Here is a 13,643-nt window from a genome sequence, read left to right as displayed (position 1 = left end):
ATCGTAACTAGCCGGATGCGGCGGTTCGCCGCGTCTGCCGGGATCGAGCCTTTGAACAAGCCTGTGGTGGTCTCCGAGGAAACGCTGACCGAGCCGGTCGTCGTCAGCGACATCGCGCCCGCTGCCAAGCCGGGCGCGGGGCCGGCCTATGTCGTGCTCGCCGGCATCAGCTTCTCGCACTTCCTCAACGACACCATGCAGTCGCTGATCGCATCGGTGTATCCGATCCTGAAGGACACCTACGCGCTGGACTTCGCGCAAATCGGCATGATCACGCTGGCCTTCCAATTTACCGCTTCGCTGCTCCAGCCGGTGGTCGGGCACTACACCGACAAGAAGGCGCAGCCTTATTCGCTGTCGATCGGCATGGCCTCGACCTTCTGCGGCCTGCTGCTGCTCAGCGCCGCGCACCAGTATCTCGTCATCCTCGTTGCAGCCGCGTTGGTCGGTCTCGGCTCGGCGGTGTTTCATCCCGAATCCGCGCGCATCGCGCGGCTTGCATCGGGCGGCCGCTACGGTTTTGCGCAGTCGGTGTTCCAGCTCGGCGGCAGCTTCGGCACGTCGATGGGACCGTTGCTGGCCGCGCTCATCGTCGTGCCATTCGGACAGGGCAGCATCGCCTGGTTCTCCTCGATTGCGTTCCTCGCAATTGTCATCCTCTGGCGCATCGGCCGCTGGTACGCGCCGCAGATCACGACAAGGAAGGCGGCACCGGTTCACACCCAGCCGGGCGGGCCGAGCTCGCGCCGCGTCGCGGTCGCGCTGGCCGTGCTGGTGGCGCTGCTGTTCTCAAAGCAGCTCTACGTCTCCAGCCTGTCGAGCTACTACATCTTCTACCTGATCGACCGCTTCGGCGTGTCGACGCAGACCGCCCAGATCTATCTCTTCATCTTCCTCGCGGCGAACGCGGTCGGCGCGTTTCTCGGGGGTCCCTTGGGCGATCGTTTCGGCCGCAAGATCGTGATCTGGATCTCTATTCTCGGCGCGCTGCCGTTCACGCTGGCGCTGCCCTATGCCGGGCTTGCCGGCAGTGCGGTGCTGTCCGTGATCGTCGGCCTGATCATCTCCTCGACGACGTCGTCGATCATCGTGTTCGCTCAGGAACTGGTGCCGCATCGCTTCGGCATGATCTCGGGCGTGTTCTTCGGCGTCGCGTTCGGCATCGGGGGCCTGGGCGCCGCCGCGCTCGGCAAGCTTGCCGACCACACCTCGATCGCGTTCGTCTACCAGGTCTGCGCCTGGCTGCCGGCGATCGGGCTGCTTGCAGTGTTCCTGCCCAGCCTGCCGCGGCACCCGCGTTAACGCATTCTTTCTTGCCGCAATGCGGCTTCATCAATCGTTAGCAATTGCGGCGCGCGGGCGCAGCAGTTTTGCAACGCTCGCGCCGCATCCGCGTGTGCGGTCAGAAAAAATCAACCTTAAAAATTAGGGTTAAGCGGCGCTTAAACATTTGGTGCCAACGTCCGGGCCGTGAGTTTCCAGAAAGTGAGGCGCCGTATTGCCTCACCGGCCAAAAGGACGAAGCCAATGCGTAGCGTTAAGTCTCTCCTTGCCGCGGGTGCGGCAACCCTGATCTCGTCGATGGCGTTCGCCGCCGATATGCCGATCGCGGCGCCCCCTCCCATGTACGCGCCGCCGGCCCCGCCCGCCGACTTCGGCGGCTGGTATCTCCGCGGCGATATCGGCATGACCAACCAGAGCATGAAGAGCCTGCACAGCGTGAGCATTGACAGGGTCAACACCAGCTTCCCTGGCTCGCTACAGGACAATGGTTTCGGCTTCGACAGCTCTCCCCTCTACAAGCTTGGCGTCGGCTATCAGTTTAACAACTGGTTCCGCGCTGATCTCACCGGCGAATATCGCGGCAAGGCGAACCTTCACGGTTCGCAGAACATCCCTGCGAACTCTGCCTATGCGGTCGCCAACAACCAGTTCCTTGTCGACAATTATTCCGGCAGCAAGTCGGAATGGGTGGTGATGGCCAACGCATATGTAGATCTCGGTACCTGGTGGTGCGTGACGCCCTATATCGGTGCCGGCATCGGCGGCGCATATAATCGCCTCAGCGGCTTCCGCGATGACGGCGTGATCTCGACCGGTGGCGTTCAGAGCAGCAGCGTCACCTATGCGGGTGACTCCGGAAAATGGAATCTCGCATGGGCCGTGCACGCTGGTCTTGCTTACAAGGTTACGCCGAACGTGACGCTGGACCTGGCTTACCGCTACATCAACCTGGGGGATGCAGTGACAGGGCCCACCCACTCCTTCGACGGCGTCACCGTGGTGAACGGCAGCCCATTTACGGTCAAGGACATCACCTCGCATGACCTGATGCTCGGCGTGCGCTGGAACCTTGATCAGCCGACGCCGGTCTACCATACGCCGCTCGTCACAAAAGGCTGATCGTTCGCCTTATCGCTTAAGACCTCTTAACGGCGCGGGATCATCCCGCGCCGTTTTCCTTTGCGGATTTTTCATGGCTCCACGGTGATGAAGGCGCCGCCGCAACCATTGGTTAAGGTTAACGGGCGATGATCATCGCAACAGTTCGAGTCCGATTTGGAGCGTTGTGATGCGTAGGCTTTTGTTGGCGGCGGCGATGTTGGGGACGGTGTCTACCGCGCACGCGGCCGATATGCCGGACCTGCCGATCCTGCGCGGCGGATTTACCGACGGCCTGAGCACCACCGCGGTCAACTGGCAGGGTTATTATGTCGGCGGCCAGGGCGACTATGGCACGATCACATCGAAGATCGCGTCAACCATCAACAGCGATATTCAGTCGACCTTCGTCACGCCGGGCCCGCCCTACAATTGGCAGCCGCTCGCCGCCGCACACAGCAACAGCGCCGGCTACGGCGCGTTCGCTGGATACAATGGGCAATGGGACGACGTCGTCCTCGGCCTCGAGGCGAACTACATTCACGGCGGCTTCAAGTCGACGTCGAGTTCGACGGGACAGACCTACAACAGCAGCAATGTTCTCGTTGCCACCACCGGTACATCCGCGGTTGTGGGTGTGTCCGACTTCGGATCGTTGCGCGTGCGTGCTGGCTATGCCTGGGGATGCTTCCTGCCCTATGCCTTCATCGGCGGTGGGGTGGGTAGCCAGACCGTCGACCGCTACGCCTCGGCGTCCCCGACTTCGGTGCTGCCGGCGACGACGTTCGCGAGCAAGAGTAAGCTGGTCTATGGATATTCCGGTGGCCTCGGCTTCGACGTCATGCTGGTCGGCGGCCTCTTTGTGCGTGCCGAATACGAGTTTCAGCGGGTGACGTCGGACATCGAGTCGAACATCAACACCGTTCGTGCCGGCCTTGGCTACAAGTTCTGATCCTGCGCGCCGCAGGCGGATTGACAGGTTCCCTTCGTCCTGATGCTCTGTCGCTCCAGAGCAGGGCGGCAGCGATGAAGATCTACGGCGACAGCAATTCCGGCAATTGTCTCAAGGTGAAGTGGGTCTGCGACAAGCTCGCGCTGCCCTACCAGTGGATCGAGATCGACACGCGCAAGGGCGAGACGCGCACACCGCAATTCCTGAAGATGAACGGCGCCGGCCAGGTGCCGACGGTCGAGCTCGACGACGGCCGCACGCTGGCGCAGTCCAATGCCATCATCCGCTACCTCGCCCGCGACAGCGCGCTCATTCCGCGCGACGCATATGCTGCCGCCAAGATGGACGAATGGCTGTTCTGGGAACAGTACAGCCACGAACCCTATATCGCGGTGTGCCGCTTCCAGCTGGTCTATCTCGGCAAGGGCGCCTCCGAACTCGATCCGGACAAGGTCAAGCGCGGCTATGCGGCGCTCGATCGTATGGAACAGCATCTTGCGACGAACCGCTTCTTTGCCGGCGAGCAGGTTTCGCTCGCCGACGTGTCGCTGCTCGCCTATACGCGTGTGGCACATGAAGGCGGCTTCGATCTCGGTCGCTTTGCTGCCGTTCGTCACTGGATCAGCGAGGCCGAAGCCTATCTCGGCCTTCCGCCGGCACGTTGAATTCGAGAGCATCCGCATGAACGCCGAGCGTATCTCCATTCGTCCCGCGCGCCGCGACGACGTTGCCGCGATCGTGGCGATGCTCGCCGACGATCATCTCGGGCGCGCCCGCGAGCGGGTCGAGGATCCGCTGCCTGCCTCCTATTTCGAGGCCTTCGAGCGGATCGAGCGCGATTCGAATCTCCAGCTCGTGGTTGCCGAGAGCGAGGGCAGGGTGGTCGGCTGCCTGCAACTGGCGATCCTGCCCGGTATCAGCTCGCAAGGCGGCTCGCGGGGCCTGCTCGAAGATGTCCGCGTTGCTTCCGATTGCCGCAGCCGCGGCATCGGCGAGCAATTGGTGCAATGGGCGGTCGCGGAAGCCAGAGCGCGAGGCTGCAATCTGGTCGAGCTGCTGACGCATGCAAGCCGCGTCGATGCGCAGCGTTCTACAAGCGGCTTGGATTCGCTGCGAGTCATGTCGGCATGACTGTTCGCTTTTGATGCAGCCCGGCGCGACCGTTGCGCCGTCAGCACAATTGGATCGCGCGTTCGTTCATCTTAATGGCTGGTAAACTACCCAGCCGTCGTTCACGTTGATCTCGGAACCAACGGTGCTACGGCAGCGTCGGACACCGAGCTCGGTCGGTTCGGGGATTTTCATGACAAGCTATTCGATGATCAAGGTCGGCAACGATTACGTTGTGCAGGCCAACGACAAATGCATTTTGAAAGTCGGCAGCCGCCGCAGAGCCGCGCAATTGATCAGCGAAGCCACGGACTTGCTGAATGCGCTTGCCGTGGTCGAATCCCCAAAAATCGCGCCGGAGGCGCCATCACTGGCGCGCGAGGCTCCGGAACTTCCTTGACGACCCGACCCGATTCCCGTATCAGCCGCGGCGGGACACCTCCCCCCAACGGGAGGCTTACTATCTGGAAGGGTAGACGATGACTGTAGCGAAGCCCGCGTCGCGGCCGACCGTGCCGCATTTCTCCTCCGGCCCCTGCGCCAAGCGCCCCGGCTGGAACGCCCAAAATCTCAAAGACGCAGCGCTCGGCCGTTCGCATCGCGCGAAGGTCGGCAAGACCAAGCTCAAGCTCGCGATCGATTTGACGCGCGAAGTGCTTGAAGTGCCCGCCGATTATCGCATCGGCATCGTGCCGGCCTCCGATACCGGCGCGGTCGAAATGGCGCTGTGGTCGCTGCTGGGAGCAAAGCCCGTCACCACGCTCGCCTGGGAATCCTTCGGCGAGGGCTGGGTCAGCGACATCGTCAAGGAATTGAAGCTCAAGGACGTCACCAAGCTCAACGCAGCTTACGGTGAAATCCCGGACCTTTCGAAGGTCGATCCCAAGTCCGATGTGGTCTTCACCTGGAACGGCACCACTTCGGGCGTGCGCGTGCCGAACGCCGACTGGATCAGCTCTGCCCGCGAAGGCCTGACCATTTGCGACGCGACCTCGGCGGCGTTCGCGCAAGCCCTCGACTGGGCCAAGCTCGATGTCGTCACCTTCTCCTGGCAGAAGGCGCTCGGCGGCGAAGCCGCGCACGGCATGCTGATCCTGTCGCCCCGCGCGGTGGAGCGGCTCGAGACCTACAAGCCGGCCTGGCCGCTGCCGAAAATCTTCCGCATGACCAAGGGCGGCAAGATCAACGAGGGCATCTTCGTCGGCGAGACCATCAACACGCCGTCGATGCTTTGCGTCGAGGATTATCTCGATGCGCTGAACTGGGCCAAATCGATCGGCGGCCTCAAGGCGCTGATCGCGCGCGCCGACGCCAACACCAAGGCGCTCGCCGACTGGAAAGCGAAGACGCCCTGGATCGATTTCCTGGCCAAGGACGCCTCGATCCGCTCCAACACCTCGGTGTGCCTGAAGTTCACCGATCCCGCGATCACCTCGCTGCCGGTGGATGCACAGGCCGACTTCTGCAAGAAGCTGGTCGCGCTGGTCGAGAAGGAAGGCGCAGGATACGACTTCGCGTATTACCGCGATGCCCCGGCCGGCCTGCGCATCTGGTGCGGCGCCACCGTCGAGGCCAGGGACGTCGAGCTTCTCACGCAGTGGATCGACTGGGCCTTTGCCGAGACCAAGGCCGCGTTGCCCAAGGCGGCGTGAGGTTCTGACTCTCCCCTGGAGGGGGAGGGTCGACGCACCGTCAGGTGCGTCGGGGTGGGGTGATCTCTCCACGCGGCGCACTGTTGAATTTCGCATTGATAGCTTCACCCCACCCCGGCGCTACGCGCCGACCCTCCCCCTCCAGGGGAGGGTGTGAAGGAAACGCTCCCATGACCAAGCCCAAAGTTCTCATTTCCGACGCGCTCTCTCCCGCCGCCGTGCAGATCTTCAAAGACCGCGGTGTCGAGGTCGACTTCCAGCCCAATCTCGGCAAGGACAAGGACAAGCTCGCCGAGATCATCGGCAATTACGATGGCCTCGCGATCCGCTCCGCGACCAAGGCCACGGCCAAGATCCTGGAGAAGGCGACCAACCTCAAGGTGATCGGCCGCGCCGGCATCGGTGTCGACAATGTCGAAATTCCCGCTGCTACGGCAAAAGGCATCATCGTGATGAACACGCCGTTCGGCAATTCGATCACGACCGCCGAGCACGCCATCACCCTGATGCTGGCGCTGGCGCGCGAAATCCCGCAGGCCGACGCCTCGACCCAGGCCGGCAAGTGGGAGAAGAACCGCTTCATGGGCGTCGAGATTACCGGCAAGGTGCTCGGCGTTGTCGGCTGCGGCAACATCGGCTCGATCGTCGCCGACCGCGCGCTCGGCCTGCGCATGAAGGTGATCGCCTTCGATCCGTTCCTGTCGCCGGAGCGCGCCAAGGACATCGGCGTCGAGAAGGTCGAGCTCGACGAGCTCTTGAAGCGCGCCGATTTCATCACGCTCCACACCCCGCTCACCGACAAGACCAGGAACATCATCGATGCGGCCGCGATCGCCAAGATGAAGAAGGGCGTGCGCCTGATCAATTGCGCCCGCGGCGGTCTGGTCGACGAGCAGGCGGTGGTCGATGCGCTCAATTCCAAGCATATCGCCGGCGCCGCCTTCGACGTTTTCGTCGAGGAGCCGGCAACCGAGAACGTGCTGTTCGGCCATCCCAACGTGATCTGCACGCCGCATCTCGGCGCCTCCACCACCGAAGCGCAGGAGAACGTCGCGCTTCAGGTCGCCGAGCAGATGTCTGACTATCTGCTCACCGGCGCGATCTCGAACGCCGTCAACTTCCCCTCGATCACCGCGGAAGAGGCGCCGAAGCTGAAGCCGTTCATCGCACTTGCCGAGAAGCTCGGCTCGTTCGCCGGCCAGCTCACCGAATCCGGCATCCTCAAGGTGCAGATCACCTATGAGGGCCATGTCGCCGAGATGAAGATCAAGGCGATCACCTCCGCCGTGCTGTCGGGCCTGCTGCGTCCGATGCTGGGCGAGGTCAACGTGGTGTCCGCGCCGGTCGTCGCCAAGGAGCGCGGCATGGTGGTGGACGAGATCGTGCGCGCCGCGCAAAGCGACTATGAGAGCCTGATCACCGTCACGGTGGCGACGGAGCGCCAGGAGCGCTCGGTCTCCGGCACCGTGTACCATGACGGCAAGCCGCGATTGGTTGACGTCAAGGGCATCCGCGTCGACGCCGAGTTCGGCAGATCGATGATCTACGTCACCAACGAGGACAAGCCCGGCTTCATCGGCAGGTTCGCGAGCCTCCTGGGCGATGCCAAGCTCAACATCGCCACTTTCCATCTCGGCCGCGTCGCGCCCGGCAGCGACGCCATCGCGCTGGTCGAGGTCGACGGCGCGGTGCCGGCCGACGTGCTCGCCAAGGTGCAGGCCCTGCCGCAGGTCAAGCAGGTCAAGGCCCTGAGGTTCTAGATCAACGATCTCGCCTCTTGCGTCATGGCCAGGCATAGCCGTCCAAAGGACGGCGTCGCTTCCGCTCGCCTATGTCCCGGCCATCCACGCGTCTCCGCACATGCGGAGCCAAAGACGTGGATGCCCGGGTCAAGCCCGGGCATGACGAGTGGATGGATCGAAAGACGCTCGCAGGATATTCCGACATGCGGAACAACGCCGCCCTTTTGCGAGGGCGGCGTTTTTGTTGAGGCTTCGCCACGCTTTATTTCTCCCGCCGCCGCCCAACTTTGTGTACCAATGGCGCGAGGACGCTCCGTTCAAAATCGTTTCGAAAAGGGAGAAAACAATGCGTGAAGCCGTCATCGTTTCCTATGCGCGCACAGGGCTGGCGAAGTCCGGCCGCGGCGGGTTCAACATCACGGCGCCGATGAGCCTCGCGGCGCACGCCATCCAACATGCGGTCGACCGCGCCGGCGTCGAGAAGGACTATGTCGAGGACAGCTATCTCGGCAATTGCGCCCATGGCGCGCCGAACATCGGCCGCCAGGCGGCGCTGCTCGCGGGTCTGCCGAAGACCACCGCGGGCGTGTCGGTGAACCGCTTCTGTTCCTCGGGCCTGCAGACCATCGCCATGGCCGCGAACTCGATCCGCTCCGACGGCGCCGATTGCATCGTCGCGGGCGGCGTCGAGAGCATCTCGATTCCGGGCGGCCCTCTGCCCAAGGAAGCGGTGGATCCGGAGCTGTTGAAGGTTGCGCCCGACATCTTCATGGCGATGATCGACACCGCCGACATTGTCGCGGAGCGCTACAAGGTCAGCCGCGAATATCAGGACGAGTTCTCGCTGGAATCGCAGCGCCGCATGGCCGCGGCCCAGCAGGCGAACAAGTACAAGGACGAGATCGTCCCGATGAAGACCAAGATGAAAGTGGTCGACAAAGCGACCAAGGCGGAGTCGATCGTCGACTACGTCGTCGATCGTGACGAGTGCAACCGGCCCGAGACCACGATGGAAGGCCTCGCCAAGCTCGAGCCGGTGAAAGGCCCCGGCAAGTCCGTCACCGCCGGCAATGCCAGCCAGCTCTCCGACGGCGCCGCTGCCGTGGTGCTGATGGAAGCCAAGGATGCCGAGAAGCGCGGCCTCAAGCCGCTCGGCCGCTTCGTCGCCTGGGCCACCGCCGGCTGCGAGCCGGACGAGATGGGCATCGGCCCGGTGTTTGCGATCCCGAAGCTGTTGAAGCGCACCGGCCTGAAGATCGACGACATCGATCTGTGGGAGCTCAACGAGGCCTTCGCCAGCCAGTGCCTGTATTGCCGCGACAAGCTCGGCATCGATCCCGAGAAGTACAACGTCAACGGCGGCTCGATCGCGATCGGCCATCCCTTCGGCATGACCGGCGCACGTCTCACCGGCCACATCCTCCTGGAAGGAGCGCGCCGCAAGGCCAAGTGGGGCGTGGTGACCATGTGCATCGGCGGCGGCCAGGGCGGCGCCGGCCTGTTCGAGATCTATAGCTGAGCAGCCCAGTGTGAATGCGAAAGGGCACGGCGCGAGCCGTGCCCTTTTTGTTTGCGCTGCTTCTAGCTGGCGAGCTCTCTCAACGCGGGTCGTCCCGGCGAAGGCCGGGACCCATAACCACCGAATTGAATTTGGCGAAGACACGTCGTTGCGGGACTAACACCGTGCGCAATCGATAGATTCCGCGGTATGGGTCCCGGCCTTCGCCGGGACGACGATGTGGTGGAAGCTATGCGCCACACACTCAAGCGTCATCGCCCGACTTGATACCGCATTTCGTGCTTACGCCCGTTCCAGCGTCGGTGCGAACACCACTTCGATCAGCGTGCCGGTGTTGGCCGCGCTCTTGATGTTGAACCGGGCGCGGTTGGCTTCGACCAGCGCCTTGGTCAGCGACAGGCTGAGGGCCGAACTGTCCGAGGCATCGCCGGGCGGCGGCGTGCGGAACGGCTCCATCGCGGCCGCGACTTCCCGCTCGGAGAGGCCATGACCGGTGTCGCGGATGCGCAGCGCAACCTCGCCGCGGTCATTCAGGGCGGTCGAGACGATGACCTGGCCGCCGGCACTGGCGAGCCTGATCGAGTTGGAGATCAGGTTGATGGTGACCTGCCGCAACGCGCGCGCGTCCGCCGTCACCTGCGGCAGCGCATGGGCGAGCGAGGTGCGGATGATGATGCGTTCGCGGTTGGCCTGCGGCTGCATCACCACGACGCAGGCTTCGACCAGGTCGTTGAGGTTGAGGTTGGCGAAGGTGAGGTCGAGCTTGCCGGTCTCGATGCGCGAGAGCTCGAGCAAATCGTCGATGATGGTGATCACGCGCTCGCCGGAGGCGCGGATGTCCTTCATGTATTCGCCGTAGCGCTCGTTGCCGAGCGTGCCGAAGCGCTCGGAGATCATCACTTCGGCAAAACCAATGATGGCGTTGAGCGGCGTGCGGATCTCGTGGCTGATCCGCGCCAGCATGTCGGCCTTGGCGTTGGCCGCGCCGTCGACGAGATGGCGTGCCCGCGTCAGCTCGCTCTCGCCCTGCTTGCTCTGCGACAGGTCGCGGAACACTGCGAAGAAGTTCGGGCCGTCGGGCCGGGTGCGGCCCATGATCATTGCGAGCGGAATGACGCCGCCGTTCTTCTCGCGTCCGAGCACCTCGCGGCCATGGTCGAGCAGGCTCGATATGTCCTGATTCTTCAGGCTGTCGAGATAGTCGACGACGATTTGCTGACTCTCGGGCGCGAACAGCGTCACCAGATTCGTTTGCAGCAAGGCTTCGCCGTCATGGCCGAACAGCGCCTCGGCGCTGCGGTTGCAGGCGTGGATGTTGCCTTCGGCATCGAACATGACGATGCCTTCGGCCGTGGTGTCGAGGATCGCGGCGAGATCTTCTGCTTCTGCATCGCCGGCCTCGAGCTCCGGCTCGGGAGCGACGGGGGCCGTTGCAACCGGTTCGGCGATGACAGGTGCGGCGACAACGGGCGCAGCCTGCGGCAGCGCGCAGATCAGCGCATGTGCGGATAGGCCATCCCAGTCGATCGTGTGCAGATGCGCCTCGGTGGTCGCGAGCGGCGCTTCACCGTTCGCCACCGTCGCGCTGATCGTCACCGGGGTGCCTGCTTGCGACGTGCTGCTGGCGGCGGACACGCCGGGCTCGACATAGAGCGCATCGAGCCCGCCGGCATCCTCCAGCGCGCTCAAATCGGCATAGCCCATGCGCGCGAGGAAGGCGGGGTTGGCGTAGAGCAGGCGGTCGAGCCGGTAGATCAAGATTCCCGTGGGCAGCAGGTCGAGCAGTGCGCGGTCGCGCGGGCTGTGGCCGCGTGCGGGCGGTGTAGGTTCGCTCAGCCATTCGGCCGGTCGTTGCGGCGCTTCCCGCGCCGGCATCGGCGGTTCGGACGCAATCGCCGTCGCCAGCGGCTCGGACGTTTCCGCCGCGATCGTCTCTCGGTCGCGTTCGAGGCGCTCGGACAATTGCCGCGCGAGCTCGTTGAACGCGCTGTTCTCGACCGGCGTCAGCGTCGGCGATCTCGTATCGCCGGGCGCTCGGAACGGCACGACATTGGGAGGCGTTTCCACGGATGTTTCCAGACCGGTTGGGTGTGAATTCGCTGCGGTGACGGGTTCGGGCAGTTCAGCTTCAGGCTCAGGCTTAGGTGCCGGCGGCTCGATCGGTGGAGGCGGCGCCTCCGGCTCGGGATCCGGCTCGATCACTTCGGCAGACAAGCTCTGCGGCACCTCCGGCTCGGTGAGCAGCTCGAAGCGCCGCAGCGCATCGAGCCGGTTGAGGCCGTCGAGATCGCGGCAGACGCCAAAACCCTTGAAGCCTGCGAAATTGCGCATCCCGTCATAGACGGGAAGCCCCGCGAGCTCGACCGGCAGGTGCTCGCCGCCGTCGGCCGGCCAGTTCACGGTGATGCCGGCCCAGGTGTCGTGGCTGGCCAGCGCCGCCGCGACTTGCCCCTCCGGATCGAGGCCGAACGCGTCGGCGATCTCGCGCCAGGGGCGGCCGAAGCCGGCGGCCGTGCGCGGGCCGATCAGGCCGATGAACTCGCCCGAGAGAAGCACAAAGCGGCCCTCCGCATCCATCTGCCACAGGAAGCGCAGCGGATGCTGACGCGGTGCGGACGGCTCCGCATGGCCCGACGGCGGCTCGACCATGCCCGCTGTATTCGGCTCAGCTTGGGGCGGCACGATGGCCTCGGCCAGGTTTTCAACCGGAGTTTTGGGCGCAGCTTCGATCGGGTCTTCGATCGCTTCTTGGACAGGCTCTTGAACAGTTTCTTGGACGGCGTCCTGGACCGGCGCGACGTCGGGCGCTGCGTCGCTTGCGGGCGGCGCGGGCACTTCCGCGATCGTCTCGGTCGGCGCCGGCGCGTCGGCCGGCTCGGCGAACGCATCGAACAGTGCGATACCGAACGGCATCTCGTTCGCCTGCGCCGGCTGTTCGTTATCTGGCGGCGCGGATGAAGCAGCTTGCATTGCGACGTCTTGCTGTGGCGCGGCCTGCACGATCTCTTCTGCAGTCTCGGGTGCAGCCTCGCGCGCGGCTTGCACAGGGGCGGGCTCGATCAGCGCGACGAGACCGATATCTGCACCAACTCCGACCCGTTGCAGCACCATCTGGCCGATGCCGATGGGGATCCGGGCGCTGCCCTGGGCCAACGCATCGCGTCGCGCCTGCTCGAGGCCGGCCTCGACGAGATCACGAAAGCCGAGCAGCGGGCGGGCGGCATCGCTTGCGCCGGCGAACAGGCCGTCGGGCGCGAACGCCGCCATCGGCACCGCAGCGCCCTCGACCAGCCGGTGCAGGCGTTCGACCAGCGGCATGGTGCGGCCGGCCGGATCCATCGCGGTGACCAGCACGCCATATCTTTCGGCAAAATGGCCGCCGTCGGCGAATGCGAGCCGCGCGCAGGCGCAGGTCATCAGGGTGCCGAGCGGGGCGCCGAAGCCGCGCAGCCGCTCGAGCCGCACCGTGCCGTTGGCAGCCAGCTGGCGCGCGAGGCGGACAATCTGGCGGCGATGGACGTCCGCCGGTCCGAAGGGCTTTTGCGCCAGCGCTGCGGCATGGGCCGCGCCGAAGAACTTTGCGCCGACTGGATTGGCCCAGAGCACGCGCGCGCCGTCGATCGACCAGAGCCAGGCGGGCAGCGCAGAGGTCGCGTGCACGGCCAGCCGCGGATCGCCCACGCCTCGCACCTGGAAATCAGAACTAGTCATCCAACCGGCTTGTATCTCGCTGTCACGCTTCAGGTGGGGCGGCTGCCGGGAATGACAGCCTTAAGAAAGGGTTAGTATCGCCCGCAGGCGCCGGCAGGTCCACGGTCCGGCCTAGAGGCAAAGACCTAAAGCCGCGATAACCTTAATGCTGCCGAACCCGCAAGCGGCAGCCCGGGTCGCATCCGCAGGATTCGCGGGGGCAAGCACTAGAGCTGGATGATTTTGGCTTGAACCGGTTGGGCCGCGGGCGGTCACCTCTCCCGCTTGCGGGAGAGGTCGACGCGCTCGAAGAGCGCGTCGGGTGAGGGCTCTCTCCCCACCGGGATTGTCCCGCTGCGGACGCACCCTCTCCCCAGCCCTCTCCCGCAAGCGGGAGAGGGAGCGGATCGCCCTCTGGTTCACGCTATGCGCGCCCTCAACCTCGGGTTCACCTCCCTAGGAACTTCATCCTCTCCGAGATTAAATTTTCGCAGGCGCCCTCCAATCACATTGCGGTGCACAATGTTGACATATTAGGCAGAGATGGTTGCGTCGCTGGGCGAGCCATCTCGTTTGTTTCGTGTTTCCAGTCTCCG

At 64.5% G+C, this 13,643-nt stretch carries 9 protein-coding genes and 1 pseudogene; 9 read left to right on the top strand and 1 reads right to left on the bottom strand.

Annotated elements, in window-relative coordinates:
- The first annotated feature begins 51 nt into the window (after positions 1 to 51).
- From GWG65_RS33340 to GWG65_RS33300, 9 genes and pseudogenes are all read left to right on the top strand, one after another.
- Positions 52 to 1,302, top strand: a complete 1,251-nt coding sequence (locus GWG65_RS33340) for an MFS transporter (RefSeq protein ID WP_275199731.1) — start codon at positions 52 to 54, stop codon at positions 1,300 to 1,302.
- A 225-nt stretch (positions 1,303 to 1,527) separates the two neighbouring features.
- Complete coding sequence (locus GWG65_RS33335) at positions 1,528 to 2,403, top strand: outer membrane beta-barrel protein (protein WP_275199730.1); 876 nt, start codon at positions 1,528 to 1,530, stop codon at positions 2,401 to 2,403.
- Between the two features lie 169 nt (positions 2,404 to 2,572).
- Positions 2,573 to 3,334: a porin family protein gene (locus GWG65_RS33330; RefSeq protein ID WP_275199729.1), complete on the top strand. Its 762-nt coding sequence runs from the start codon at positions 2,573 to 2,575 to the stop codon at positions 3,332 to 3,334.
- A gap of 74 nt (positions 3,335 to 3,408) precedes the next feature.
- Complete coding sequence (locus GWG65_RS33325; RefSeq protein WP_275199728.1) at positions 3,409 to 3,999, top strand: glutathione S-transferase family protein; 591 nt, start codon at positions 3,409 to 3,411, stop codon at positions 3,997 to 3,999.
- 16 nt (positions 4,000 to 4,015) lie between these two features.
- Positions 4,016 to 4,479 (top strand): annotated as a pseudogene (locus GWG65_RS33320) (GNAT family N-acetyltransferase).
- Positions 4,480 to 4,652: 173 nt separating this feature from the next.
- Positions 4,653 to 4,844 (top strand): hypothetical protein, encoded by a 192-nt coding sequence (locus GWG65_RS33315; RefSeq protein ID WP_275199727.1) that lies wholly within the window; start codon positions 4,653 to 4,655, stop codon positions 4,842 to 4,844.
- A 79-nt stretch (positions 4,845 to 4,923) separates the two neighbouring features.
- Positions 4,924 to 6,096, top strand: coding sequence for a phosphoserine transaminase (locus tag GWG65_RS33310; protein WP_275199726.1), 1,173 nt, complete (start codon positions 4,924 to 4,926; stop codon positions 6,094 to 6,096).
- A gap of 170 nt (positions 6,097 to 6,266) precedes the next feature.
- Complete coding sequence (serA, locus tag GWG65_RS33305) at positions 6,267 to 7,856, top strand: phosphoglycerate dehydrogenase (protein WP_275199725.1); 1,590 nt, start codon at positions 6,267 to 6,269, stop codon at positions 7,854 to 7,856.
- 328 nt (positions 7,857 to 8,184) lie between these two features.
- On the top strand, positions 8,185 to 9,357 hold the full coding sequence (locus GWG65_RS33300) for an acetyl-CoA C-acyltransferase (RefSeq protein ID WP_275199724.1): 1,173 nt from the start codon (positions 8,185 to 8,187) through the stop codon (positions 9,355 to 9,357).
- Positions 9,358 to 9,639: 282 nt separating this feature from the next.
- On the opposite strand, the gene GWG65_RS33295 is transcribed toward GWG65_RS33300, so the two are convergent.
- Complete coding sequence (locus tag GWG65_RS33295) at positions 9,640 to 13,068, bottom strand: PAS domain-containing protein (RefSeq protein WP_275199723.1); 3,429 nt, start codon at positions 13,066 to 13,068, stop codon at positions 9,640 to 9,642.
- Positions 13,069 to 13,643 lie beyond the last annotated feature (575 nt).

Origin of the sequence: Bradyrhizobium sp. CSA207, assembly GCF_029051685.1 — a bacterium.
Lineage (GTDB): Bacteria > Pseudomonadota > Alphaproteobacteria > Rhizobiales > Xanthobacteraceae > Bradyrhizobium.
This window is presented reverse-complemented; position numbering and strand designations above follow the sequence as displayed.

What these genes read in the sequence shown, in the direction of transcription:
- GWG65_RS33335 (WP_275199730.1), top strand. Translation starts at nt 1,528, where the DNA reads ATGCGTAGCGTTAAGTCTCTCCTTGCCGCGGGTGCGGCAACCCTGATC.
- GWG65_RS33330 (WP_275199729.1), top strand. Translation starts at nt 2,573, where the DNA reads ATGCGTAGGCTTTTGTTGGCGGCGGCGATGTTGGGGACGGTGTCTACC.
- GWG65_RS33325 (WP_275199728.1), top strand. Translation starts at nt 3,409, where the DNA reads ATGAAGATCTACGGCGACAGCAATTCCGGCAATTGTCTCAAGGTGAAG.
- GWG65_RS33315 (WP_275199727.1), top strand. Translation starts at nt 4,653, where the DNA reads ATGATCAAGGTCGGCAACGATTACGTTGTGCAGGCCAACGACAAATGC.
- GWG65_RS33310 (WP_275199726.1), top strand. Translation starts at nt 4,924, where the DNA reads ATGACTGTAGCGAAGCCCGCGTCGCGGCCGACCGTGCCGCATTTCTCC.
- serA (WP_275199725.1), top strand. Translation starts at nt 6,267, where the DNA reads ATGACCAAGCCCAAAGTTCTCATTTCCGACGCGCTCTCTCCCGCCGCC.
- GWG65_RS33300 (WP_275199724.1), top strand. Translation starts at nt 8,185, where the DNA reads ATGCGTGAAGCCGTCATCGTTTCCTATGCGCGCACAGGGCTGGCGAAG.
- GWG65_RS33295 (WP_275199723.1), bottom strand. Translation starts at nt 13,068, where the DNA reads ATGACTAGTTCTGATTTCCAGGTGCGAGGCGTGGGCGATCCGCGGCTG.